Raw genomic sequence first — 25267 nt, forward strand, 5'->3', positions numbered from 1 at the left:
CAACGGCCGCGGGCCTCCCGCCGTTCCCTTCGGTGCGGCTCAGCTTCCCGCGGCGCCGTCGAGCAGGTGCGCGCCGGGCGTGAAGTCGGGCAGGATGAGCGCCGAGTGCGCGGGACGTTCCTGCGCGGCGGGCGCCTCCACCAGCTCGCGCAGCATGGCGTCGCGCCGCTCCATGTCCTCGGCGGTCGCCGGGAAGATGTGGCTGCCGCCGTCGTCCACGAACGCCTGGTTCAGGGTGACGAATTCGCGGGTCTCCCGCTCGTACGCGGCGAAGGCGGCCTCGGGGTCCGGGTACGCGGCCAGCGACCCGGCCAGCATGTACGCCCCGACGAGCGCGAGGCTGGTGCCCTGCCCGGTCAGGAACGACGGCGCGTACGCCGCGTCGCCGACCAGCGCCACCCGCCCCTTCCACCAGCGCGGCATGCGGATCTGGCTGACCGTGTCGAAGAACAGGTCGTCCGCCTCGCGCATGGCGGCCACCAGGTCCTGCACCTTCCATCCCGCGTCGGCGAAGGTCTCGGCCACCAGGTCCCGCTGCGCCTCGGGGTTGCGGAAGGCGTGGAACGGCGGGTCCTTGCGCGCGAAGTTGAGGAACCCGTGCACCTCCTCGCTCTCGTCGCCGGGCGCGTAGAGGACCGCGGCCCTGCCGGGCGTGCTCCACAGCACCGCCTCGTGGGAGAGCCCGAGGACGTTCGGCATGGTGAAGCCGGCGAAAACGTAGCCGAGGTAGTGGTGGAACTGCTCCTCCGGGCCGAACAGCGCCTCCCGGGTGCGCGAGTGCAGCCCGTCCGCGCCGATCACCACCCAGTACGTGTGCCGCGCACCGCTTGCGAAGGTGACCTCCACCCCGTCCTTCGTCTCGGTCATGGTCTTGATGGAGTCGTTGAACACGAACCGCACCTCGCCGCCGGTGGCCGCGAACAGGGCGTCGGCCAGGTCGCCCCGGCGCACCTCCAGGTCCCGGCCCTCCACGCCGCCGTCGATGAGGCGCGGGTTGAGCACGGCGACCTCGTCCCCCTCGGCGCCGAGGAACGTGAAGCGGCGCATGTCCACGTTCACCTCGCGCAGCCGGGGCTCGATCCCCATGCGTCGGACCGCTTCGAGCGCGGTGCCGCGCACGTCGATCGGATAGCCGCCGCCGCGCAGCCCGCCGGCCCGCTCCACGACGGTGACGGAGAAGCCGTACCGGTTGAGCCAGTACGCCACCGCCGGGCCGGAGATGCCGCCGCCGGAGACCAGGATCTCGCGCTTCGCTGTCATGACTGATCTTCCCTTTCTGTTGGTCGTGGCGAGCAGGGGTTGGGCGGTGACGGCCCCGTGGACGAAGCCCGATCCGCGGGTCCGCGGCGCTCACTGCACTACAACGTGCAGTGTAGTTAACACTACAATGGTCAGTGTAATTCCGCTACGATCGGTTCCATGCAGACCACGAAGACCCTGCGTGAGGGCTCGCCGCACAAGCGGGCCGCCATCCTCTCGGCGGCCAGGGAGCTGTTCCTCACCGACGGCTTCGACCGTTCCAGCATCGGCGCGATCGCCGCCAAGGCAGGCGTGTCCACGCGCACGGTCTACGACTACTTCGGCGACAAGCGGACCTTGCTGCGCGCGGTCGTCGAGGCGATCGGCCAGTCGCTGATCACCGCCATCAAGGAGACGCTCGACGACACCCTCATCGACGTCACCCGGCACTCCGACCTGGAGGACGCCCTGGTCACGTTCGCCATGCGGATAGCGACCGACATGCTCGACTCGGCCGAGTACGCGACGTTGCAGCGCCTGGTCGCGGCCGAATCCGCCAACCTGCCCGCCCCCGTCGAGCAGCCCATGTCCCACGTGCCCGAAGAGGCCCTGGCCGAACGCCTGGCCGAGCTCGGCCGCGCCGGGCTCCTCGACGTCCCCGACCCCCGGCTCGCCGCCGACCACTTCATCGCGCTGACGTTCGGCGTCGCGATCAGCAGGCTCGGCTCGGCGAACGCCGCCGAGGACACCCGCGTCCGTCCGCTGATCGTGGAGGGCATACGCGCTTTCCTGCGCGCGTACCGGCCCGCCTGAGAGCCACCGTCACCGTTGAGCGCGCAGCACCGAGAGCTCAGGCCAGGGGTCGAAGCCGTGCTCGATCAGCCACGGCGTGGCCTGCAGGCAGCGCACCGCCCACCACCCGCGGATCACGTCGAGATCCACCTCACCGCCATAGCCCGCGATGACGTCGGGCAGCCGTTCCTCGTGACACAGGGTCAGGGTGGCGAGGTCGAACATCGCATCGCCCTGGCCGCCCTCCGACCAGTCGATCACTCCCGTCACCTCGTCGCCGTCCACGAACACGTGGGTGATCTGCAGGTCTCCGTGCACGAACACCGGCGTCCACGGCCGCAGCGCCGCCTCGGCGATCCGCCGGTTGCGCGTCACCACGTCCGCGCCCAGCACTTCGTTCGCGACCAGCCACTGGCAGGCGGCCTCCAGCTTCGGCAGGATCTCGTCGAGGCTCATGCCGACCCGCTCGGGCAGCGGCGCGTCGTGCAGTTTCCGTACGGCCGCGCCCGCCGCGGCCCACGCCGCCCGCGACGCCGCCGACGGCGCCTCCAGGCGGCCGAGCGCCTTACCCGGCAGGGCGGCCAGCGCCAGCACGGGCGGCTTGCGCCACAGGATCTCGGGAGTGGGGATCGGCGCCATGGCCATCGCCTCGACCTCGGCATCGATCCTGGCCTGATCGGCGTCGACCTTCAGGAACACGTCCCCGACCCGGAGGGTCGTACGTTCCTTATGGGCGACGACGACCTGAACCTCATCCACGTCGCCCATTGAACGCGACGAAGGGCGCGAACGTCGCCTCGTTTTTTCGCCGCCCGGCTAGGGTGAGGCTTTCGCCGCCCCGGCTAGGGTGGAGCCGATGTCGTGGACACTGGAAACGGCCGGCGCCTCGCTCGGCGTCAACGCGTGGAACTGGCGGCCGACCGTGGAACTGCTTGAGCGGGCCGGCATCATCGACGCCGAGACGGCCGGTTTGCTGGGCTGCAACATCGACGTGGAATTGTCCGGCGAGCAGGCCAGGCGCATCGCCGAATTCCTGGACACGTACCTCGCGGGCCTTCCCGGCGACGGCCGGGTCATGCTGGACGGCTCGACCACCACGGAGCCCGACACGTACGAACTGCACCGCGACGACCTCAGCCGCAACTACTCCGCGACGGCCGACTGGCTACGGACCTTCCGCGACTTCTGCCGCGCGGCGACGAACGGCTTCACCGTCGGCTGAGCGGACAGTCCGTGATTCGGCTTTTCCTCGTCAGCCGAGACAATCCTCCCCGCCGGATCCGATGCCCGTCACGTGCTGTTCCTGCCCATCGCGATGGACACCGTCTACCTCGCGACGTTCCCCACGATGATCATCCTGGGGCTGGCGTTCGCGCTCGCGTACGGACCGCTGACCATCGTCGCCACCGTCGACGCGGGAGATGTGCTCGCAAAGCTCCCCGAGCTCGAAGGCACGGTCACTGCGTCCGGAGTCTTCCCAGTCGATCAGCCGCACGCAGCGTTCGCGCTCGTCCCACATGGAGTTCGCCCGATTGCCGTCCGCCAGCCCGAGCACGGGCGGGAACGGGTTCGCGGTCAGCTTGTCGGGGTCCGCGGAGGCCAGCCATGCGGCCCCTGCTCGGAACGCCTCCAGCACCACGGGGTCGTCGCCGAGGCCGGGTCGCCTGCCGGCCAATGCCCTGGTCTTGTTCACCGCGACGGCGGGACCCCAAGGCGCGGGGGCGGCGGCTTCCACCGCGCTGACCGGGATCCGGTGCAACCGGGTGAGCGCGGCGGCCACCGCCTTGATCTGCTCGTCGGTGGCGCTCCGGCCCCGCAGGACCGTACCGGGCAGCCTGCTCATCGTGATCGCGGGAGGATGAGCGTCGAGCGCGGCTTCCAGCGGTACGGGCGCAAGGCCAGGCGCGTGCTCGGCGAGCAGCTTCAGAGCCGCCCACTCCCGGCCGGGTTCGCCCCGGCTCCACGAGACGTAGCGTTTGACGACGACGTGGTCTCGGATGTCGAGGCTGTGCGTGCACCGGCCAACCGTCATACGCCCGTCTCGCCTCCTCTTTCCGGAGTACGCGCTCCTCCAGGCATATCCAACGGGCGGGAGGGAAGAAGCCGAGACTACCGCCACGACCGGCGGCGACAGCGGAGGCAGGCCGGCTGGAACGGGCCGCCCCGGTGCCGGACCAGCACCCGCGCCCCATCGGGTGACACACCTCAGACGGCAGAAAGACCTGCGTTTCCGCAGGTCTTGAACCACAGATCGTGAGTGCCCCCTGCAGGATTCGAACCTGCGCACCCGGCTCCGGAGGCCGGTGCTCTATCCCCTGAGCTAAGGGGGCTCAACAGGTGATAAGGCTACCAGCATCCGAGGACCACTACGCACCAGATAACACTCCATGAACGCATCACGCGAAAACCACGCGTGACCGGCCAGCTACCGGTTAGCTTTGCGGCCGTGGGCGAGGCTCTTGGAAAAGTACTGGTCGTAGACGATGACGAGGTCATCCGTCAGCTCATCGCGGTGAACCTCAACCTGGAGGGGTTCGAGGTCGTCACCGCCACCGACGGGCAGGATTGCCTGGATCGGGTGCTGGACGTGATGCCCGACGTCATCACGCTCGATGTGATGATGCCGCACCTGGACGGGTGGACGACGGCGCAGAGGCTGCGGACGGACGAGGCCACCCGGCATATCAAGGTGGTGCTCATCACGGCCCGGGCGCAGGACGATGACAAGCTGCGCGGCAAGGGCATCGGGGTGGACGCGTATCTGACGAAGCCGTTCGATCCGGCCGAACTGATCCAGGTGGTACGGGATCTGGCGGCCGGGGCGGTCAAGAAGTGATCTCCAGCCGGTCCGGCACACCATCGAAACCAGCCGGTCCGGCACATCACCGAAATCCCGCCGGACCGGCACGCCAGCGATCTTCGGCCCGGCGGTGTGCTCCGCCCTGCCGGGCCGTCGCACCGCCGGGATGACACCACGACGCAGGGCTACGCGGTCCACGCCCTCAGCTTGTCGGGGTTGCGTACGGCCCAGATGTCCGTGATGCGGTCCCCCGCCACCTCGAAGGCCAGCACCGCCAGCATCTTGCCGTCCTGCTCGGCCACCAGCCCCGGCCGGCCGTTGACCATCCGCTCGCTGAACGCCAGCCCCGGCGTCATCTCCATGATCTCCAGCGCGTGGCGGGCGATCGCGTTGGCGCCCCTGATCGGCTCCAGCCTGGCCGGGACGCGGCCGCCGCTGTCGGCGGTGAGGGTGGCGGCGGGGTCGAGGAGGCCGATCAGGGCGGCGATGTCCTGGGTTTCCCACGCCTGTTTGAAGTTCCTGACCACGCCGGCGCGCTGCGCGTTGGAGGTGGCGGGGCGCTGGGCGGCGTTGATGCGGCGCCGGGCGGAGGTGGCGAGCTGGCGGCAGGCGGCGGGCGTGCGGCCGACGATCTCCGCGACCTCGGTGAAGGGGTAGCGGAAGACGTCGTGCAGGATGAACGCCACCCGCTCGGCGGGGGTCATCGACTCGAAGACGACGAGGAAGGCCATGCTGAGCGACTCGTCGAGGGTGACGCGGTCGGCGGGGTCGGCGGTGCCGTCGCCGACGGTGATCCAGTCGGTACGTTCGGGCACCGGCTCGGGGATCCACTCCCCCACGTAGCGCTCGCGGCGGACCCTGGCCGAGCCGAGCAGGTCGAGGCAGATGCGTCCGGCGACCTTGGTCAGCCACGCGGCCGGCACCTCGATGGCCTCCTGTTCCTCGCGCGACATGGCGTACCAGCGGGCGTAGGTCTCCTGGACGACGTCCTCGGCGTCGGACAGGGAGCCGAGCAGGCGGTAGGCGAGGCTGATGAGGTGGCGCCGCTCGCTGACGACGGCGGCGAGGCTCGGGTCGGACGGGCTGGTCATCGCATGGTCCCTCGGTACGGCGGTCCTTCACCAGGATGACGACACAGGGGCCGGGGATGTGAGGCTCACATCTCCCTCGGCTGCGTCGTCGGAGTCCCGTACGTTCACATATCCGAGGAAGGAAGCCTGATGTCTGCAGTCGAGCAGGGGCGGTCGCGGCTGCCCGATCCCGCCACGTTCATCCCCGAGGTGGGGGAGATCGCCGGGGCGATGGCGAGGGCCCTCATGAACGGCACGATCCCCAAGACGACCGTGCACCTGGTGCAGTTGCGTGCCGGGCAGCTCGTCGGCAACACGTACCACACGGTGCGGCAGACAGAGGAGTTGCGCGCGGCCGGTGAGACGGAGGAGCGGATCACGGCGGTGGCGTCGTGGCGGGACGCCCCCTATTTCACCGACGCGGAGAAGGTGGCGCTCGAGCTGGTGGAGGCGGTGCTGACCCCGAACCCGTCGGGGGAACGCGTCCCCGACGAGTTGTTCGCCAGGGCGGCCGCGCACTACGACGAGAAGGCGCTGTGGACGCTCATCGTGGCGATCGGCCAGATGTGCTTCTTCATCCCCGTGGCGCTCATCGCCAAGCCGGTGCCGGGGCGACCTATCGGGCAGAACTACACCGGCTGACCCGCCCTCAGGGCGGTACTGTGCCGGGATGATCCGAATCCCGGAGGCGTTCGCGCGGGGCACCATCGCGCGTGAGGGAGAGCCGGGCGCGGCGTGGATCGCCGAGCTGCCCGCGATCGTGGCCGAGCTGCTGGAGCGGTGGCGGTGCGCGCCGGACGGCGACGTGCTGCACGGGGAGGTGGGCGCCATCGTCCCCGTACGCCGCTCCAGCAGCAGGCCCGCGGTGATGAAGGTGTCGTTCCCGCACCCCGGCAACGTGCACGAGCCGGACGCGTTCGCGGCGTGGGGCGGGCGCGGCGCGGTGCTGCTGTACGAGCGGGCCGACGACCGCTACGCCATGCTGCTCGAACGGGCCCGGCCCCAGGCCCTCGCCGAGCTCGACGACGTGGACGAGATCGTGACGGTGGCGGGCGAGCTGAGCCGCCGCCTGGCCGTCCCCGCGCCGCCCGGCCTGCCCCACCTGCGGGAGCGGGCCGGGACCTGGGAGGCGGAGCTGCTCAAGGACGCGGCGGAGCTGCCGCACACCATGCCGCCGCGGGTGATCGACGCCGCCGTGGCGACCGTACGCGAGATGGCGGCCGACCAGCCCGACGTCCTCGTCCACGGCGACCTGCACGCGGGCAACATCCTGCGCGGCGAGCGGGAGCCGTGGCTGGCCGTCGATCCAAAGGGCGTCGCCGGTGACCCCGCCTATGACGTGGGTTCGCTGGTCAAGGCGCTGGTGCTGCAGCTCATGGCGGCCGGCGACCTGGCCAAGGCGCTACAGCGCGCGCTGGATGTGTTCGCCGAGTCGGCCGGGCTGGACCGCGCGCGGGTGGGGCGGTGGGCGCAGCTGCACGCGGTGCAGGGGGCGCTCCACGGGCGCCGGTGCGGCTTCGCGGCGTCGAGGGCGGGCGAGGTCGAGCTCGCCCCGCTGCTCGACCTGGCCGACGACCTGGCGGGGCTGCTGACGGAGTGACCGAGACGGCCGGCTTCGTACGGCCGGTGATGGCCCCGGCGAAGCGCACCTCGGGATGCTCCCCGGCCGCTGCCATCCTGGCCGCGAGATTTTCCGCGCCGGCACACCGCGGCTGACCTCCGCAGACCGCCGGAGAGCACCCCGTGAGGCCCCATCCGGGGGCTTCGAGTGGCGCCTGAGACGGCATAGGGTCGTGGGGTAGATCTGGCGGGGCGAGGTTTAGGGGACCGGGTGAGCAAGTCCTTCGTGCACCTCCACGTGCACACCGAATACAGCATGCTCGACGGCGCGGCGAAGCTGAAACCGCTGTTCAAAGAGGCCGAGCGGCTGGAGATGCCGGCCATCGCGATGAGCGACCACGGCAACATGTTCGGCGCGTACGAGTTCCAGAAGGTCGCCTCGGGCTCCCCGGTCAAGCCGATCATCGGCATCGAGGCGTACGTCGCGCCGGAGAACCGCTTCGTCAAGAAGCCGGTCTTCTGGGGCCAGCGCGCGGAGACCGGCGTGGCCGACGCCGAGGGCGGCAAGGACGTCTCGGGCGGCGGCCGGTTCACCCACATGACCATGTGGGCGAAGGACGCGGGCGGCCTGCGTAATCTGTTCCGGCTGTCGTCGCTGGCCAGCTTCGAGGGCTACTACTCCAAGCCCCGCATGGACAAGGACCTCATCTCCCAGTACGCCTCCGGCATCATCGCCACCACCGGCTGCCCGTCCGGCGCGGTGCAGACCAGGATCCGCCTCGGCCAGTACGACGAGGCCGTCAAGGTGGCCGCCGAATACCAGGAGATCTTCGGCAAGGAGAACTACTTCCTGGAGCTGATGGACCACGGCATCGACATCGAGCGCGAGGTCCGCCAGGACCTGCTGAAGCTGGCCAAGCAGCTCGACATCCCGCTGCTGGTCACCAACGACTCCCACTACGTCACCGAGGACCAGGCCGACGCGCACGACAGCCTCCTGTGCGTGGGCGTCGGCAAGAACAAGGACGACCCCAACCGCTTCCGCTTCAACGGCTCCGGCTACTACCTCAAGTCGGCCGAGGAGATGTACCGCCTCTTCCCCGAGCTGCCGGAGGCGTGCGAGAACACGCTGCTGGTCGCGGAGATGATCGGCGACTACGGCGAGGTGTTCGCGCACGTCGACCGGATGCCCGACTACCCCGACGTGCCCGAGGGCGAGACGCAGGAGTCGTGGCTGCGCAAGGAGGTCGAGCGCGGCCTGGAGATGCGCTACGGCTCCCCCATCCCGGCCGAGGTGATGGAGCGCTACGAGACGGAGATGAAGGTCATCGGCCCGATGGGCTTCTCCTCGTACTTCCTCGTGGTGGCCGACATCTGCAGGTACGCGCGCGACAACGGCATCCCGGTCGGCCCCGGCCGAGGCAGCGCCACCGGCTCGATCGTCGCGTACGCCACCCGCATCACCGAGCTGGACCCGCTGGAGCACGGCCTGCTGTTCGAGCGCTTCCTCAACCCCGAGCGCATCAACCCGCCCGACATCGACCTCGACTTCGACGACCGCCAGCGCGACCGCATGGTGGCCTACGTCACCCAGAAGTACGGCAGCGAGTACACCGCCCAGGTCAACACGTTCGGCACCATCAAGGCGAAGGCCGCCGTGAAGGACGCGAGCCGCATCCTCGGCTACCCGTTCGCCATGGGCGACAAGATCACCAAGGCGATGCCGCCCGACGTGATGGGCAAGGGCGTGCCGCTCGCCGACCTGTTCAACGAAGACCACCCCCGCTACGTCGAGGGCACCGAGATCCGCGCCCTGTACGAGTCCGACCCCGACGTGCGCAAGGTCATCGACACCGGGCGCGGCATCGAGGGCCTGATCCGCGGCACCGGCGTGCACGCGGCGGCGGTCATCCTGTCGTCGACGCCGCTGCTCGACCTGATCCCGATGCACATGCGGGACAAGGACGGCGTGGTCATCACCGGGTTCGACTACCCGTCCTGCGAGGACATGGGCCTGGTCAAGATGGACTTCCTGGGCCTGCGGAACCTGGGCATCATCGACCACGCCATCCAGATCATCAAGCAGAACCGCGGCATCGAGCTCGACACGCTCACCATCCCGCTCGACGACGCCAAGACGTACCAGCTCATGGCGAGGGGCGACACGCTGGGCGTGTTCCAGCTGGACGGCGGGCCCATGCGCTCGCTGCTGAAGCTGATGGAGCCGACCCGGTTCGAGGACATCGCGGCCGTGCTCGCCCTCTACCGGCCCGGCCCGATGGCGGCCAACGCCCACACCAACTACGCCCACCGCAAGAACGGCCGCCAGGACATCGAGCCGATCCACCCCGAGCTGAAGGAGGCGCTCGACCCGATCCTCGGCCCCACCTTCCACCTGCTCGTCTACCAGGAGCAGATCATGGCGGTGGCGCGGGAGCTGGCCGGCTACTCCCTCGGCGGCGCCGACCTGCTGCGCCGCGCCATGGGCAAGAAGAAGCCGGAGATCCTGGCCAAGGAGTTCGAGAACTTCCAGGCGGGCATGCGCGGCAACGGCTACTCCGACGAGGCCATCCAGGCGCTGTGGGACGTCATGCTGCCGTTCTCCGGCTACGCGTTCAACAAGTCCCACACCGCCGGCGACGGCCTCGTCGCGTACTGGACCGCCTACCTCAAGGCCAACTACCCCGCCGAGTACATGGCGGCCCTGCTCACCTCCGTCGGCGACGACAAGGACAAGGCGGCCGTCTACCTCGCCGAGTGCCGCAAGATGGGCATCCAGGTGCTGCCGCCCGACGTCAACGACTCCCAGCTCGACTTCGTCGCCGTCGGTGACACCCAGGTCCGCTTCGGCATGGGCGCCGTGCGCAACGTCGGCGAGAACGTCGTGGACGGCATCATCAAGGCCCGCACCGACAAGGGCCGCTTCACCGACTTCAACGACTTCCTCGCCAAGGTGCCGCTGACCGCCTGCAACAAGAGGGTCATCGAATCGCTCATCAAGGCGGGCGGGTTCGACTCGCTCGGCCACCCGCGCAAGGGCCTGATGATGATCCACGAGCAGGCCGTGGAGTCCGTCATCGACATCAAGAAGAACGAGGCCCACGGCCAGGACTCGCTCTTCGGCGGCCTCGCCGACGACGGCGACGACGAGATCTTCACCATCGCCGTCCCCGACGGCGAGTGGGACAAGAAGACCAAGCTCGACTTCGAACGCGAGATGCTCGGCCTGTACGTGTCCGACCACCCCCTGGCCGGCACCGAACGCCTGCTCGCCCGCAACCGCGACACCACCATCGCCGACCTGCTCGACAGCGGCCGCGAGGACCGCGGCGACGTGCAGGTCGCCGGCCTCGTCACCAAGGTCGACCGGCGGGTCAACAAGGCGGGCAACACCTGGGCGATCATCACCGTCGAGGACATGGACGCCGCCATCGAGTGCCTGTTCTTCCCGCGCAACTACGAGCTGTACGGACCCGAGCTGCGGCCCGACATCGTGGTGTCCGTACGCGGGCAGATCAACAACCGCGACGGCGCCATCAGCGTCTTCGCCCAGGACATGACGCTCATCGACGTCTCCGGCGTCAACAGCGAGAACGGCGCGCCGATCACGCTGCAGATGCGGGAGGAGCGCATCACGCCCGGCCTGCTCGACGAGCTGCGCCAGGTGCTCAAGACCCACCAAGGGCAGGTGCCGCTGCAGATCAACCTGCGGCAGCAGGCGGGCAAGACGATGGTGCTGGCGCTGCCGGATTGGCCGGTCAACGCGGCCCCCAGCTTCGCCGCCGACATCAAGGCCCTCCTGGGCCCCGAGTCCATCTCGCTCTGACCGCGCGACCGCCCGCGCCGTCCTCCACGGGGACGGCGCGGGCGGTCCTCGTACACCTACGGTGGAAAAATAATCTCGGCCAGAGCTTGCGCCAGGTAGGCGAGGACAGCGTGGCCGGCGTCGAGGTAGCGAGGTCATGGTGAACGGTCGCGGAGGTCGGAGCGGACGGCCTGGCGGACCCGCCGCGCCACCCCGTTTTCCTCCGGGTACCGCGCCCTCCACCAGGTCGCCTCGCGCAGCCGCCCCAGGTCTTCGGCCCGCTCGACCACCCGCCGCACCAGTTGTAGCCGCTCCTCCGGGTCGGCCTCGGAGCCGGCCAGCCGCTCGGCCAGTTCCTCCACCTGCTTTTCCTGTTCGGAGACGGCGAGGTCGATCTGCCCTCCTGGATACGACACTGCGGTGACCCGATCGAGCAGCCGCTCGAACGCCGCCCGATGCCGGCTGGCCAGGAAGCGCACTGCCACGACGGCCGCCACCGGCCAGGCGACGGCCGTCACAAGCCCGGCCAGAGAATCGATGAATCGTGCCCACTCGGCCATGCCGCTCACCCCGAGAGCCGGGTCACGTCGGCGTTGAGCCGCTCGTCGAGTTCCCGCCACCGCTGGTGCAGGGGGCCAGGGTCGGAGGTGGCCAGCACACGGCAGATCTCCGGAAGCGGTCCAAGCGAAGGCCGAGGCTGCCGGATGTCCTCGAACTCGGGAAGAAGCGGCCCTGCCCCGTCGACCAGGGAGTCGTCCAGAAGTCTGGCGTACTCGCGGGCTGCGGCCCCCTTCGCCGGAGCCGACCCGTTGACGGCCCCGTCCTCCTGTACACCCTCGCGATGGATCTCCCGCACACCGTTCTGCAGGCTGGGCGGCAGGGTGAGCGCAGGTGGCACCTCGGTGCCGGGCCTGTACTGCGCTCGTGGCTCAAGAATCCCCCGCCGGTACGCCTCCAGCATCGCGTCCCTGAATCTGCTCAGGCCTTCATCCCGAACGGCCCGCAGATCCGAGTACGCCTGGCCGAGTCGCGCCAGCGCCGCCCTGACCTGGCCCTGAATCCTGGCGCACGCCCGATCACTGCGCCGGCGCCGCAGCCGGGCCACGAACACCGCGTCAGCCTCCGGGTCGTCCCCCTTCACCTTCATCAGGATGGAGGTCAGCGTGAGCAGCCCGATCAGCCCGGCGACCAGCAGGACCTGCTGCTCGGGCGCAATCGAGCGGCGAAGCTCGGCGAACGACTCGTACGCCCTGAGATAGGCGAAGTACCCCACCATGCTCATGACGAGAGCCAGGTACCCCACAGCGACGACGGCCCGTACCGCCTTAAGCGCACGGCCGCCGCCATCAGCCCGGCGTGACCATCTGCGCACCAGCCCGCCGACCAGAGTGGCGCCCAAGAGAATCATGAACACCACCGCGATGCCGGGTACCAGCGCGATCGCATAGTGCACCCAGCTCGGGTCCTCGTCGGTGCCGGTGTAGCCGATGTCGAGGAAGTACTGCTGGAAGAACCATACGTCGAACGCGCCGATCATGATGATCGCCGGCCAGCGCAGAACCCGCAGCCACAGGGGCGGGGCGGCTGAGGCCTGTTCGGTGCGGGCCCGTTCGGCGCGGCAGGCTCGGCCCACGAGATGGGCGTGCCTGCCCTCCGTCACGAACATCTCGTAAGAGTCCAGCGCAGCGACGGCGTCGTGGTGGGCTGCGATGAGGTTGTTCCTGCCCTCTCGCATCGCATCGGCCACCTCCAGCAAGCGGCGCAGGCCGGTCTGGGTGCCGCCGAGGAGGGCACACGTCTCGGCGTAGCTGAGCACGGCCGGATCGGGGTGATACTCGCGCGGCTCGGCGGGTGTCTCGGTGCCCGAGAACGGCTCCTCACGAGGCAGTTCCCACAAGGCGCAGCGGCAGCTCTCGGCGCAGTAGACGGGAGCCGCGCGGCTTGGCCGCCTCCACAGGGAGCCATTCCGCGGCTGCTCATCGGTCATGACCATCAGGTGTCCCCCTCCCGTTCCGGCCGGGTGGCCTGAGGCGATGGGTCGGCCGCGTCACCGCTCGGCGCGCCGGTCCTTACGGAGCAGGTCTCCGTTATCTGGCGGCACAGGGCCTCCCAGAGCCGTCCGACCGAGGCGATCGCGACCGGCGAGGCCTCGCGCATCTTGCTGGAGGACGTGCCGATGCCGACGATGTGCACGGGAACACCGCTCAGGTTTCGCGGCAGCTCTGCGTGGCAGCCCTCCACTATGCGGGCGATGTCGTCGTCGCTCAGCACCTTGCCGATCTTCAGGCGGGCGCAGCCCTTGCTCGCGTATCCGTCCGTGGCGACGTAGATGTCCTTGGCCCCGCCTCGCTCGACGGCGAGCTGCTCACCCGCCGCGTGCAGCGCCCCCAGCACGTCGGTACGCCGCGAGACACCTTTCTTGAGCGCCGTCTGCCGCACGCTGTGCTCGATGCAGTCGATCACGGCCCGTCGCAGCTCGCCCTGCTTCTTGGCGGTCCCCCTGATGGGCGGCGCCACCAACGGCTGGTCCGGCCAGGACAGGAAGCGCTCACCGGCGAAGGGGACGATGAGGTACCGGTCACCGCCGTTCACCGGCACGTCCTTACCCAAGCGTTTTGCCCAGTCCGGGACGAATTCAGCGCTATCCTCGGCCACGGTCGAACCGGAGCGGTCGATCAGGATGGCGTGCGTGGTTCCCGTAGATTCTCCGGCTGCTGCAGAGGACGGCTGGGCCATTGCCCAGCACGGGTCGCCACCGGCAGTGGGGTCTACAGTGCTCAGGCAGCCGCTGAGGGAGAGCGCCGCGGTCACGGCGGCCACAGCCGCCAGGACGGCCGGGCCTCGCTTCTGTACGATCATCGTTCCCTCACAGACTCTCGTCGTCCGGCCGGGGCTGCGGCCCGCTTCCGTTGCCCGCATGCCCGTTGGGGGAGGTATGTGGCGGGCCGGTGGAGGAACCGCCGTCGGCGGCGTCCTGCCCCCGCTGATCGCTGGCAGGCTCGTCATGGCCGTCCGGTTCCGGCCCGCCACGCTCGTCGGCGTCCTGCTCGTGCGGATCCTCCTCCGGCCAGAAGTCCTCCGGCTCCTCGGCGAACCGTCCCACCCCGTCATAGACGCCGTCGTATCCGCCGCCGTCGCTGAGGCGAGCGCCGAACATCTCCGGCTGGGGGTCCGACATTGCGGGCTCCTGGTCGGGCCGCAGGCCGAAGACGTGGGCCATGGGGTCGCTCTCGGTGTACGGCATGAGCTCCTTCTGGAGCATCTCCCCCACGAGGTCGTACCGGGGCAGGTTGTACGCCTTGACCAGCTTGTTCAGCATGTCCTCGACCGCGCTGGCGAAGTCGTACTGTCCGGCATCGCGGTACTGCTTGATCACGTCGTTGTAGAACCCGGCGGCGAACGTCACGTCACGCCTGCGCCGCCAGTGCATGCTGGCCACCGTCTCGGTCACCTGCTGACCGCGCTCCGCCAGCCTGATGGCGAACGGTACCCGCCAGTCGTTCTTGAGATCATTCGGATCGGCGCCGAGGAACACCAGCCAGTGGTCTCGCAGTTCGGCGAGGGTCTGGATGGTGCGCCGGGATGCCGAACGGTGCGCTTCCAGGCGTAGTCTGGCCCGCCACTCGCGTTGCTGGTATGTCCGCACGGGGTCGACCAGATCGACCTCCGCCCATGCGGAACAGGTCGCTGTCCGGCCGTCCCTGGAGACGCTGCCGAGTGCCCGGTCGCTCTCCTCCTGAAGCGCTTTGTTCGCGGCTTCCTCGGCTCCCTTGGCGTCGTACGGCTCGTACAGGCGGGTGGCGCTGCGGATGACACGGCGGATGACACGTTCGTCCAGCGCACGGCGCTCATCGATGAGCTGCCTGAGAGACGTGCTGTCGTATCCGCCGCTCGCACACCAGCAGCAGCTCACGGTCACGGTGAAGGGGAAGGCGTCGTCGCGGGCGGGGGTGAGGAATCTGAAGCCGTCGATGACGTTCACCGGCGGCACCTCCGGATAGTGCCTGCGCCGGAACAACCGGAGCAGACGCGACCCGATACCCGGACGCGCGGGACCGGCCACGGTCGCTGTTGCGCTCATGGGTGCTCGATCTCCAATCGAGAAGGTCAGATGAGGGGGAAAGCGCGGAAGGGGGCGCCTCCACGGCGTCGCTTCCACTGCTGGATCTGGTGGTAGAAACGGCGCAGCTCCAGGCCGCCGTGGGCGGTGGCCATGGGATGCACGATGCTGCGTACGGGCTCGATCAGCGTCTCGTTGCCGTCGGCCGCCTCCAGCCAGAGGCGCAGAACGTTCCAGGCCCGCTTGCCCGCTTCGCGGTCGGCGAGCGCAACCCGCCAGATGGGGTGCAGGCGTTCCGCGCTCACCTCGCCTTGAGCGAGCATGAGCAGGAGCGTCGGCGGGTGCGGACCGCCGGGATCGAGAGCCGTCAGCCTCGCCACGCGGGCCATGGTCATAGCCGCCACCGTGCGTTTGACCCGGGCCTCGGCCGATTCCCTATTGCGCGGCGGACCACTGGCCCAGTCGTGCAGCTTGTTGAGGACTTGACGGCTGGCACCCTCGGCGAAGATCTCCGTGACGATGGCGGCTATGCGGTGGAGCATGTCCGAGAAACGGAGGCCGCCGATCCGTACTTTCGCGGTGTCCACGCTCAGTGCGGAGCCGTCCCCGACGTCGACCTGCCGAGCGGCTTCGCGCAGCAGCTTGTCGATGGCGCGTAGGGCGTCGCCAGGGAACAAGGCGCCGATGCGAGTGCCGTATGCGTCGACCAGGGTCGCGAGCGGTCCACCGGTCCTGAGCAGGCGGCGGACTCGCTCGGCGGTGCGTTCGTCGGCGCCCGCCGCGGCCTCCAGCGCCCACCGGAACGCCTGCTTGTGCAGACGCTTGCCGGACTTCTGCCAGCGATCCAGCGTCGTGTGGGCGATGTGGTCGAAGTCGAGCACCGCGAACATGCCGACTGCCTGCGCGGCCTGGACGCGGAGCGCCGGGTCTTTGTCCTCGACCATGTCCTCCAGCCACGCGAGCAGCGCCCGCCGCAGGCCTGGCATGTCACGCCAGGCCACGGTCAGGACGTCACGCCCCAGTGACTCGGGCTGGAGGATCACCGGTGGATCGACGCCCTGCTGCGCCTCCGGCTCGTCCAGACCTTTGAAACCTTTGACGAAACCGTGCAGTTCCTTCGGCAACACGTCCGCGAACGGGTCGAGGCGAACCCGCTTGGGCGGCGCCAGCCACAACAGCCGTTCGCTGGCGCGCACCACCTTGCCGACCGGCTGCCCCTGGAACACCGCAGCGGCGACCAGCGGCAGCACCCGGTGCGGGGGATCGACTTTCCGGATCTCCTCACGCAGGTCCTCCCTGCGCCTGCCCGGCAACCAGGAAAGGAGCTGTGATGCGGTCACACCGTCGAGGAGCTGCAGCGCGAGATCTCCTGCCAGCCGGACAGCCTGCGCCGGGTGCCGAACCCTGACCAGTTCGTCCTCCAGAGCGGTCGCACTGAGCAGCCTCTCTGCCTCGCGCACGACGGCCGACGGTGCGCGTCGAAGGCGTGTCCACAAGTGCCGCTCGAAGACGTCGAGCACGGGCGGCGCCACATGCGAGATCACATCCGGCTCGCTGCGCAGATCGTCCGCCAGCGCGAAGTCCGCCGCCAGAACGACCGCCCATGCGTCAGCGCTCACGGCCCGGCGCAGCTTGTCCAGCTGTGAGCGGGTGATCCTGCCCCGCAGCCCGGAGGCGTCCAGCACGTAGCCGCGCCCCTGCTCCGCCTGCCAGCCCTCAGCCCGGGGAAAGAGCGCGTCGATGGTGTCCACCTCGGCGATCTCCACCGGGAACTCGTGCGCCGCACCTTCCTTGTTAGTGATCGGAACGAACTCCGCCAGAGCCCAGAGCGCGCTATCACGCCTGCCGGTGCCGTCGTCGCCGCAGAGAATCACGGCTCGCTCCGCCCGCAGACGGCTCCGCAGCGTCTGGTCGGATCCGGTCCACACGTGCAGTTCCTGCCGCTGCTCGAGCCGCTCTCTCGTCAGGCCACCGAAGTGAGGCGGAGTGCCGAAGCTGGAGTCGATGTAGTAGTTGTACGTCTGGTTGATGCGTATGTCGTCGCCGTGGTAGCTGTGTGCATCCCGCCCCGCCCACGATGTCGTGCTGTCGCGGGCTCCTCCAGAGCCCGCGTAGTAGGCGGGGCCGAGGAAATACCGTAACCCGCGTGCCCGCCGGTCGCGGTCGGCGTCCGCTCGGCTCTGCTCTTCCTCGCTGCCGGGCTCTTCCTCCAGCCGATGAGCGGACGGGACCGGACCTTCTTTCTGCTCCGATTCGAAAGCCTTCGCATCCGCCGCGGGATCAGACCACAGTTCGACTTCACTGCCGCCGTCGCGCTCCGGGTCGCCCCGAACAGGCTGCATCTCGTGGACAGTCACGGCCGCTCTCCGAAGTTCATGGTGATGGTTTCGGCGTGGATGCTCTGGATGTGCTGGCCGAAGTTCGTGACCTTGTCACGCATCGTGCCGGCGCGGGTCGCGCCTCGTTCCTTCCCCGCGTGCTCCTCATTCGAGTCCGGTCGGTCCTGCGCTTCCTGCTTCCGCGAACCCACCGCCTCCTCTTCGGCAACCGTCTCCTTGGCACCGGCCTGGCCGACAGATTCGTCCACCCGCTCCGCGCGGATGACCGTGGTCTTCGCTCTTCTCGGGACGCCCGGCAGCTCGACCGCCTCCGGTCTCATCAGATCAGCGTCTCCCTCGAACATCCGCAGCCCGAGCTCCCGCAGTCGCGGGCTAGTCGTCCCGGAGACATCGTTCAGGTAGGCCTGGACCCTTTGCTGCACCTCCTGCACCAGCTCGAGTCGGCCATCGCGGTAGAGGGCGTGCATCAGCAGCTCCGCCACCGCAGCGTTACCCCGATCTTCCTCGTGCAGCGTTGTGAGGGGGCCGATCTGCCGGACGTGTCGACCCGCCCGGATATCGATGGCCGACAGCAGCAGCCGCGCGCGGCGTACCTCTTGGGTCAGCGCCCTGCGATAGGTCTCGATTCGCGTGCCGGGAAGGCCGGTCAGCGGCGTACCCCGGCAGAAATCCAGAACGGGGTCCAGCAGTATGCCCGCCTGTCTTTCGCAACCATCGGCCGCCAGTTCCTCCGCCTGCGCGACGGTCTTGCTGAGCAGCCAGGCGTCGACGCGATCGTCATCCAAATCGAGCCGATACGCCTTTCCCTCGCATGGCAACTGCACGGGCATCCCAGCCTCGCGCAAACTGCGCCGGACATCGCTAATGAGCTTTTGTACCTGCTCGGTGTGGTCGTCATCACCGCCGTCGTCCCAGATCCAGTCGATGAGCTCGGCCAGATCGACCGCATTGCCTTTCGCATATGCCAACGCAGCGATCAGGCGCTTCGCCTGTGGCCGCCCAAGCGACCTGGGTCGTTCACCCTCCCAGACCTCCACGGAGCCGAACAGCCGCAAAAGGCTGTCCGGGCCCGCTGCCTCCACCGTCATCTCTCTCCTTCCGCGTTTTCTCCGTGAAATCTCCACGCGACTTGGAAAGGCCCCCAGAGAACGTCCAGCATTCACACTGCAAACGTCCGGGTTTCTGTCCATGAGCATGCGCGAAGGTAGTTGCAGTCCCAACAAGTCTTCGGGCAAGAAAGGAACGAAAACAATGGCCCAGATCAAGCTGAACGGACAGGTCGACTTCATCAGCGCGTGCGACGGCGGCTCCTGCGTCGAGGTCGCCAGGGTGCGTCTCATCCGCGACTCGAAGGACCCGAACGGGCCGGTGCTGGTCTTCACCGAAGCCGAGTGGCGTGCGCACGTCGAGGCCGTGAAGGCCGGCAGGTACGACGAGGAGGCCGACTGGTTCGTGACCAGCTGATCCAGACGGGGTGCCGGGGCAATGCCGCCCCGGCACCCCCACACGTTCACGAGAGCGTGCGGACATGGCTCAGCCTCCCGCCCTGACGGTGGCGGCGACCTCGGACAGGAATGCCCGGGCCGCGTCATCGAAGACGGCCATGCGGCGTAGCAGCGACCAGCGCGTGTTGTATAGGCCGACGCTCTCCGCACCTTTGACGACGAGGTTGGCGTGCACCGTCTCGACTGTGACGACAGTGTCCTCATGGGAACCGCCGTCACCGCCGTCGGTGCCGCCGCCCTCGTCGCCCCCCTCCTCCTCGGCGGCCTGGTCCGCATCCGGCTCGTACATCACGAACGAGTGCGCCATGCTGGTCACGGCCTCGACGCCCTGTGGGATGAGGCCGATCGAGACGTTCTCCAACGTGCTCAGCGAGGCAATGCGGTCAAGCTGGGCCAGCAGCAGCCGAGGAGGTCCCGGCCGCCAGCGCAGCGCCGCCTCCGTGATCAGGAACTCGAACCGCTTGCTCTCGTCGTACAGGACGAGTTGGCGGTCGAGGCGAGCGGCCAGCACCTCCGCCAGGGCGCTTTCCGCATATCCAGGCTGGAACAGACTCAACACTCGCTTGGCGTATTCGGCCGTCTGCAGCAATCCTGGGACGAGCGAGTGCTGGAACACGCGCACTCGACCAGCCTGCTGCTCCAGGAGTTGGATCTCGCCCTGTATGTGGGGCCGGGTACGCGTGGCCATCCGCCACGTACGCACCTCAGTAAACGCGGTCTGCACCAGCGAGTCGAGCACCTGACGCGCATCGGGCGGCGCGTTGACCGCTTCTGCCCAATCAGCCACCTGGACGGCTGACGGCATGGTCGCGCCGGACTCGATGCGCGACACCTTCGACTGGCTGATCCCGATCCGATCCGCAAGCTCACGCCCGGAGATGCCGGCCATGTCGCGCAACCGTCTCAACTCTGCTCCAAGCACCTGACGCTTGACCTGGGGATCCGCGCCGTCGTCCAGCACCACAGGGAACATGCCTCCACATCCGGTTCGGCTGATTCACTGTGATTCAGTCTAAGTCATAGTGATGCAGCTATGAGTGCATCGGCGCGGTAGTCACTCACGGTACATGCATCAACCACCAGGAGGATGCAAGTAAGTCAGGAAAGTTTGAGTTATAACGACTCAGCATGATTCGCCGTGTTTGCTGTCACAGGTGAGGACAGTTGTGGCATATGTGGCTTACGAAGCCCTGCGGGGCTCCGGACACCTGTCGACGGTGACCTCACCGAGGCTGCGCGCAGTGTGTGGGCGGACCCCGGCGGTCAGGTGCCGACGCGGGTCAGGGAGCGGTCGGCGAGGGTCAGGGACAGCAACAGGACGGCGACCACCGCCAGCAGGACGCTGAGGCCGTGCAGGCCGAGAAAGGGCTCGTCCACGGAGCTCGGACCAGAAGGTCCTCGCCCAGAGGGCTCAGGCGGGAAGGTCCTCGCGCAGGAAGGACGTGACGGCGGCCAGCCAGCGTTCCGGCTGGTCCACGTGGGCCATGTGGCCGGCCTCCTCCAGGATCACCGCGCGGGCCGACGGGATGAGCACGCTCGCCTCCTCGGCCAGCGCGACGGGGAACGTCATGTCCTGCCGGCCGTGCAGCAGCAGGATGGGCACGCCCAGCTCGGCCAGCCGCCGGGCGGCGTCGTCGATCCGCGCGGACGGCAAAGACCCCGCCTGCCAGGCGCGCAGCCACTCGCCCGAGAAGCGTACGGCGGCCAGGCGCTCGCGATAGCCGTCCAGCATCTCCGCCCGCCACACGTCGGCCTCGGCCCCGGCGTACGCCGCCGCCCTGGTCAGCTCGGGCCCGGTCAGCGTGGACTCCGACCACACGCGGCGCTCGGCGGCCGTCCGGCGCTCGCGCTCCGCCCAGCCGTCGTAGGCGTCCTTCGGCACCGGCGGCACGCTGCTCGACGCGATCACCAGGCGGCGTACGCGGCCGGGAGCGAGCACGGCGAGCCGCTGCGCGAGCAGGCCGCCGTACGAGAACCCGAGCACGTCGGCCTGCGCCAGGCCGAGGGCGTCGAGCAGCGCGACGAGGTCGCCGGTGGCCGCGGCGGGCGTGTAGTGGTGAACGGCCAGGCCCTGGGTGGAGCGCCCGCAGCCCCGTAGATCCGGAAATATCACGTCGTGGTGGTCGGCGAGCCGCACCAGCGGCTCCCGCAGATAGCTGTGATCCCAATCAGGCCCGCCATGGATCACCAGCAGCGGCGAACGCCCCGGCCCGGGACCGGTCCTGGTCACGAAGAGCCGTACGTCCGGGTTCTGGCCGACGTCAAGGTGATCTTCCACAATCATCCACTTCTGCCGTTCGACGCCCCGCGTTACGATGCCGTTGATCTCCGAGTCAACCACCATGAGTCGGCCGACGTGAGGTGCCATGGGTGAGAACGGAAAGATCACGGAGCCGAGCGACGCCGGCGACCCGCCGGTGCCACCCGGGATCGACCCGACCGTCCCCAGCATCGCCCGCGTCTATGACTACTTCCTCGGCGGCAAGGACAACTACGCGGTGGACCGCAAGGTGGCCGAGGAGGCGCTGAAGATCGCGCCGGACGCGCGCGAGGCGGGCCGGGCCAACCGTACGTTCCTGCGCCGCGCCGTCGAGTACATGACGGCCGAGGCCGGCATCCGCCAGTTCCTCGACCTCGGCTCCGGGCTGCCGACGCAGGGCAACGTCCACGAGATCGCGCAGGCCATCGCCCCCGAGGCGCGCGTGGTGTACGTCGACAACGACCCGGTCGTGCTGGCCCACGGCCGGGCGCTGCTGGCCACGAACGACGTCACCACCGTCGTCGACGGCGACATCCGCAGGCCCGCCGAGATCCTGGAGAACCCCGAGGTGCTGGAGTTCATCGACTTCAGCAAGCCGGTCGGGATGCTGCTGGTGTCGGTGCTGCACCACGTCAACGACGACGAGGACCCCGAGGGGATCATGAAGCGGTTCCGCTCGGTGCTCGCGCCGGGCAGCCACCTGGCCATCGTGCACTTCCACAACCCGGGCGACGAGCACCCCGAGGCGTCCGAGATCGCCATCGAGGCCGAGCGGGACTTCAACCGCAACCTCGGCACCGGCCGCTGGCGCACCCGCACGGAGATCGCCGGGTACTTCGGCGACATGGAGCTGATCGAGCCCGGCCTGGTGCCGCTGGCGGACTGGCATTCCGAACCTGAAGACCTCATCCGCCAGGACGTGACCCGCTACAACGTGCTGGCCGGCGTGGGTCGCCGCCGCTGACCGGCCCAGCCGTACCACGGCGCCCCGCGTCCCCGCGCACGCCGGCCCTGAGCCGGTGCGCCCTGCCCCCTCCTCCCTGCGGCAGGGCGCACCTCCCCCTGCCCGCCGGGCCGGACACCGTCCCGCAGCTCGACCGCGCCCGGCCCGGCGGGGGCCACGGTGATCCTGGTCACCGGCACGGGCACGGTCTGCCCCGGCTCTTCCGGGCCCGGTCCTGTCATCAGGATCGTTTCCGTAGAGGGGGCAACTGTCCGGATAGATACATAGATACGTCTTTGCGGTCATCCTCTCAGCGACTGCAGCGCGGACCCCCATGCCAGCAGCTGGTCGAGCATGAGGTTCAGCCGCTCCTCGTGCTGCGGGGCGGGCCGGAAGTCGGTGAAGTTCTCGAAGTCGGTGGCGACGGAGAGCGCGACGTACGCCTGCACGGTCGCCACCTGCACCGTGGACAGGATGTCGCGCAGGTGCCCGACGGAGCGCACGCCTCCATCGACCCCGTAGCTGACGAAGCCGGCCGCCTTGTCGGCCCACTCGTTGTACAGGAAGTCGATCGCGTCCTTGAGCGCGCCCGGGATCGAGTGGTTGTACTCGGGCGTCACGAACACGTACGCGTCGAGCGGCGCGATGGCCGCCGACCAGCGCTTGGTGTGCTCGTGCTGGTAGACGCCGGCGGCCGCCGGAATCTGCTCGTCCAGGTGGCGCAGGTCGAAGTCCCGCAAGTCGAGCAGCCGGTACTCGGCGTCGCCACGCTTGGTCGCAAGCTCGTGCACCCAGCGCGCCACCGCCTCGCCGTTGCGGCCTGGACGGGTGCTGCCCACGATGATGCCCACCTTCGGCATGGCAACGTTCCTCTCAGCAAGGTGTCGGTACGCCGACCACCGTAGGCGGGCGATGGTGAGATGGTGAATGCGCTGTCGTCCATGATTTATACGTCATCGTCCACAGACTTAGACTGCTCGCATGGATGTCCTGAGCGACGTGGTCGCCCTGATGCGGACCGGACGGCCGGTCTCCGCGCGCGTCTCCTGGCGCGCCCCCTGGGGACAGACGTTCCCCTCCGCGCCCGGCTCGGCGAGCTTCCAGATCGTGCTGCGCGGTTCCTGCTGGTTCGTCCCCAGCGAAGGGGAGCCCATCCCGCTCAGCGTCGGCGACGTGGTGTTCCTCCCGCACGGCGACTCGTACGGGCTCACCGACGACCCCGAACGGCCGCTGCCGCCGCCCACCGGCTGCCGCCACGACGACCCCGAGCTGTTCACCTCGGCCGGAGTCGGCGGCAGCGGGGCCGAGACCGTCACCCTCGTCTGCGGCTACCGGCTCGACCCCCGCCTGGCGCACCCGATCCTGCGCTCGCTGCCCCCGGTGATCCATCTGACCGCGACGCTCGGCTGCCACCCCGAGCTGCGGGCGGCCGTCGAGCTGCTGGCCGGGGAGATCGACAACCCGCGCCTCGGCGCGGACACCATCGTGACGTCCCTGCTCGACGCGGTGCAGCTCTACGTGCTGCGCGCCTGGTTCACCTCCGGCGAGGTCTGCACGCACGGGGGCTGGGCCGCCGCGCTCGCCGACCCGGCCGTCGGGCGGGCGCTCGACGCCATGCACCGCGCCCCCGAGCGCCGCTGGACCGTCGAGTCGCTCGCCTCCCAGGCGGGCCTGTCGCGGGCCGGGTTCGCCCGCCGCTTCAGCGAGCTGGTGGGACAGCCGCCGCTGGCGTACCTGACGTGGTGGCGGCTCGCCACGGCGGCGCGGCTGCTGGTCGAGTCGGACGCGCCGGTGTCGGAGATCGCCGCGCGCGTGGGTTACGGCTCGGAGTTCGCCTTCGGCAACGCGTTCAAGCGCGAGTACGGCCTCGCGCCCGGCCGGTTCCGCCGCCGCCACGCCCTGGCCCCCGCCGCCGGCACCGGCCGAAGCATCGCCGCACGATGACGATTGGTGGGGTCTTTGGGGCGGATGGTAATGGCCTGCACCAGAATGGGGGGATGGCATACCCTCCACAGCCGCAGCCCCAGCAGCCCGGCCCATGGGGCGGCGCACCAGGCCAGGGTGCGCCGCAAGGGTACGGCCCGCAGCAGTCACCCTCCGGCCCTCAGCAGCCGACCCAGCAGCTCCACTCCCCGTACGGGCCCGCCACCCAGCCGGCCTACGAAGGCTCACCGTACGGCCAGGGCGGCCCTGCCTACGGGCCCCCGCCCGCGTATCCGAGCGGCTCCGGCACCGGCAACAAGATCGCGGCGGTGGTGTTCACCCTGATGGGGCTCACCGTGGCGGGCATCATCGGCATCCTCGTCTACCTCTTCACGTCCATGGACGACAAGATCGACGAGATCGCCCTGCCCGTCTCCACGCCCAGCGCGCGGACGCCGCAGCCGTCGCAGACGCCGTCCCCGTCGACGACCGTGCCGGAGCCCGGCTCCCCCATCACGGCCGACGAGTTCGGCGACTGGAACTTCATGATGGGGACGGCCAAGTTCCGGGCGGACAAGGTGGCCGGCTGGACCTACGACTCCTGCACCCCGGTGGACGGCAAGGAGCGCGTGCTGCGCGCGAACAGGTGCGAGCGCGCGGTGCAGCTCGCGTACTCGGCCTACAAAGGCCACCTCAAGGCGGTCACGCTCCTCATGCAGTTCCCCACCGACCAGGCCGCCAAGACCACGGCCGACCGCCTGGCCAAGCTCTCGTCGAACGCGATCAGGTGGCGCCATGACAAGGCGCACTCCGAGTACGTCTACGGCAAGATCCTCTCGGGCGCCTCGAAGAAGTACGTGGTCGTGACCATCGTGACCGCCGATAGGACGGCCGAGAAGAAGGCCCGGAGCTTCCACGGGTACCTGCAGGCCGATCACGAGGCCGCCTTCCTGTTCCGCGACTAGACCATC

At 69.3% G+C, this 25267-nt stretch carries 23 protein-coding genes and 1 tRNA gene; 10 read left to right on the top strand and 14 right to left on the bottom strand.

Features of this window, described 5'->3' with window-relative positions; translation table 11 throughout:
• Positions 1–39 precede the first annotated feature (39 nt).
• Positions 40–1260, bottom strand: a complete 1221-nt coding sequence (locus WBK31_RS29250; protein WP_364060546.1) for an FAD-dependent monooxygenase — start codon at positions 1258–1260, stop codon at positions 40–42.
• A 159-nt stretch (positions 1261–1419) separates the two neighbouring features.
• Here WBK31_RS29250 and WBK31_RS29255 point away from each other — a divergent pair, with 159 nt between their 5' ends.
• The gene (locus WBK31_RS29255) at positions 1420–2052 is read left to right on the top strand and encodes a TetR/AcrR family transcriptional regulator (RefSeq protein WP_364060543.1); all 633 of its coding nucleotides are present in this window, start codon (positions 1420–1422) and stop codon (positions 2050–2052) included.
• Positions 2053–2061: 9 nt separating this feature from the next.
• Here the strand turns inward: WBK31_RS29255 and WBK31_RS29260 are convergent, their stop codons facing one another.
• Positions 2062–2790, bottom strand: a complete 729-nt coding sequence (locus tag WBK31_RS29260; RefSeq protein WP_406673484.1) for a phosphotransferase family protein — start codon at positions 2788–2790, stop codon at positions 2062–2064.
• A gap of 97 nt (positions 2791–2887) precedes the next feature.
• Here WBK31_RS29260 and WBK31_RS29265 point away from each other — a divergent pair, with 97 nt between their 5' ends.
• Positions 2888–3253: a hypothetical protein gene (locus WBK31_RS29265; protein ID WP_406673485.1), complete on the top strand. Its 366-nt coding sequence runs from the start codon at positions 2888–2890 to the stop codon at positions 3251–3253.
• A gap of 30 nt (positions 3254–3283) precedes the next feature.
• Here the strand turns inward: WBK31_RS29265 and WBK31_RS29270 are convergent, their stop codons facing one another.
• On the bottom strand, positions 3284–4063 hold the full coding sequence (locus WBK31_RS29270; RefSeq protein WP_364060534.1) for an aminoglycoside phosphotransferase family protein: 780 nt from the start codon (positions 4061–4063) through the stop codon (positions 3284–3286).
• 226 nt (positions 4064–4289) lie between these two features.
• Positions 4290–4361 (bottom strand) — tRNA-Arg (locus WBK31_RS29275).
• A gap of 83 nt (positions 4362–4444) precedes the next feature.
• Between WBK31_RS29275 and WBK31_RS29280 the strand changes: the two genes are divergently transcribed.
• The gene (locus tag WBK31_RS29280) at positions 4445–4867 is read left to right on the top strand and encodes a response regulator (RefSeq protein WP_364060531.1); all 423 of its coding nucleotides are present in this window, start codon (positions 4445–4447) and stop codon (positions 4865–4867) included.
• A gap of 149 nt (positions 4868–5016) precedes the next feature.
• Here the strand turns inward: WBK31_RS29280 and sigJ are convergent, their stop codons facing one another.
• Complete coding sequence (gene sigJ, locus WBK31_RS29285) at positions 5017–5922, bottom strand: RNA polymerase sigma factor SigJ (protein ID WP_364060528.1); 906 nt, start codon at positions 5920–5922, stop codon at positions 5017–5019.
• 129 nt (positions 5923–6051) lie between these two features.
• On the opposite strand from sigJ, the gene WBK31_RS29290 reads away from it, so the two are divergent.
• The 3 genes from WBK31_RS29290 (at position 6052) to dnaE (ending at position 11287) form a co-directional block, all read left to right on the top strand.
• Positions 6052–6543, top strand: coding sequence for a carboxymuconolactone decarboxylase family protein (locus WBK31_RS29290; protein ID WP_364060525.1), 492 nt, complete (start codon positions 6052–6054; stop codon positions 6541–6543).
• 28 nt (positions 6544–6571) lie between these two features.
• A complete protein-coding gene (locus WBK31_RS29295; protein ID WP_406673486.1) occupies positions 6572–7501 on the top strand; it encodes an aminoglycoside phosphotransferase family protein in 930 nt (309 codons plus the stop codon).
• Between the two features lie 231 nt (positions 7502–7732).
• Positions 7733–11287, top strand: coding sequence for a DNA polymerase III subunit alpha (gene dnaE / locus WBK31_RS29300; RefSeq protein ID WP_406673487.1), 3555 nt, complete (start codon positions 7733–7735; stop codon positions 11285–11287).
• A 134-nt stretch (positions 11288–11421) separates the two neighbouring features.
• On the opposite strand, the gene WBK31_RS29305 is transcribed toward dnaE, so the two are convergent.
• The 6 genes from WBK31_RS29305 to WBK31_RS29330 all read right to left on the bottom strand — a co-directional run bounded on the left by WBK31_RS29305 (position 11422) and on the right by WBK31_RS29330 (position 18753).
• Complete coding sequence (locus WBK31_RS29305) at positions 11422–11826, bottom strand: hypothetical protein (protein ID WP_378786454.1); 405 nt, start codon at positions 11824–11826, stop codon at positions 11422–11424.
• Between the two features lie 5 nt (positions 11827–11831).
• Complete coding sequence (locus WBK31_RS29310; protein WP_406673488.1) at positions 11832–13253, bottom strand: hypothetical protein; 1422 nt, start codon at positions 13251–13253, stop codon at positions 11832–11834.
• A 5-nt stretch (positions 13254–13258) separates the two neighbouring features.
• A complete protein-coding gene (locus WBK31_RS29315; RefSeq protein ID WP_378786451.1) occupies positions 13259–13858 on the bottom strand; it encodes a hypothetical protein in 600 nt (199 codons plus the stop codon).
• Between the two features lie 274 nt (positions 13859–14132).
• Positions 14133–15248, bottom strand: coding sequence for a hypothetical protein (locus WBK31_RS29320; protein WP_378786449.1), 1116 nt, complete (start codon positions 15246–15248; stop codon positions 14133–14135).
• Between the two features lie 125 nt (positions 15249–15373).
• Positions 15374–17683, bottom strand: coding sequence for a hypothetical protein (locus tag WBK31_RS29325; protein WP_378786447.1), 2310 nt, complete (start codon positions 17681–17683; stop codon positions 15374–15376).
• A complete protein-coding gene (locus WBK31_RS29330) occupies positions 17680–18753 on the bottom strand; it encodes a BTAD domain-containing putative transcriptional regulator (RefSeq protein WP_378786445.1) in 1074 nt (357 codons plus the stop codon). Before WBK31_RS29330 ends, WBK31_RS29325 begins: the two co-directional genes overlap by 4 nt.
• Positions 18754–18916: 163 nt before the next feature.
• Between WBK31_RS29330 and WBK31_RS29335 the strand changes: the two genes are divergently transcribed.
• Complete coding sequence (locus WBK31_RS29335) at positions 18917–19129, top strand: DUF397 domain-containing protein (RefSeq protein WP_378786443.1); 213 nt, start codon at positions 18917–18919, stop codon at positions 19127–19129.
• 69 nt (positions 19130–19198) lie between these two features.
• Here WBK31_RS29335 and WBK31_RS29340 read toward each other — a convergent pair whose 3' ends face one another.
• Both WBK31_RS29340 and WBK31_RS29345 read right to left on the bottom strand, forming a co-directional pair.
• The gene (locus WBK31_RS29340) at positions 19199–20134 is read right to left on the bottom strand and encodes a helix-turn-helix domain-containing protein (protein ID WP_378786441.1); all 936 of its coding nucleotides are present in this window, start codon (positions 20132–20134) and stop codon (positions 19199–19201) included.
• A 447-nt stretch (positions 20135–20581) separates the two neighbouring features.
• Positions 20582–21448, bottom strand: coding sequence for an alpha/beta hydrolase (locus WBK31_RS29345; RefSeq protein WP_364060510.1), 867 nt, complete (start codon positions 21446–21448; stop codon positions 20582–20584).
• Positions 21449–21536: 88 nt separating this feature from the next.
• On the opposite strand from WBK31_RS29345, the gene WBK31_RS29350 reads away from it, so the two are divergent.
• A complete protein-coding gene (locus WBK31_RS29350; RefSeq protein WP_364060507.1) occupies positions 21537–22394 on the top strand; it encodes an SAM-dependent methyltransferase in 858 nt (285 codons plus the stop codon).
• Positions 22395–22675: 281 nt separating this feature from the next.
• Here WBK31_RS29350 and WBK31_RS29355 read toward each other — a convergent pair whose 3' ends face one another.
• Entirely contained in the window at positions 22676–23233 is a 558-nt protein-coding gene (locus WBK31_RS29355) for an NADPH-dependent FMN reductase (protein ID WP_406673489.1), read from the bottom strand.
• A gap of 121 nt (positions 23234–23354) precedes the next feature.
• On the opposite strand from WBK31_RS29355, the gene WBK31_RS29360 reads away from it, so the two are divergent.
• Positions 23355–24317, top strand: a complete 963-nt coding sequence (locus WBK31_RS29360; protein WP_378786437.1) for an AraC family transcriptional regulator — start codon at positions 23355–23357, stop codon at positions 24315–24317.
• 53 nt (positions 24318–24370) lie between these two features.
• Positions 24371–25261 carry a hypothetical protein gene (locus WBK31_RS29365; protein ID WP_364060498.1) on the top strand — a complete coding sequence of 297 codons (891 nt, stop codon included), beginning with the start codon at positions 24371–24373 and terminating at the stop codon, positions 25259–25261.
• The last annotated feature ends 6 nt before the right edge of the window (positions 25262–25267 follow it).

The organism is Nonomuraea sp. N2-4H (assembly GCF_045291505.1).
Lineage (GTDB): Bacteria > Actinomycetota > Actinomycetes > Streptosporangiales > Streptosporangiaceae > Nonomuraea > Nonomuraea fastidiosa.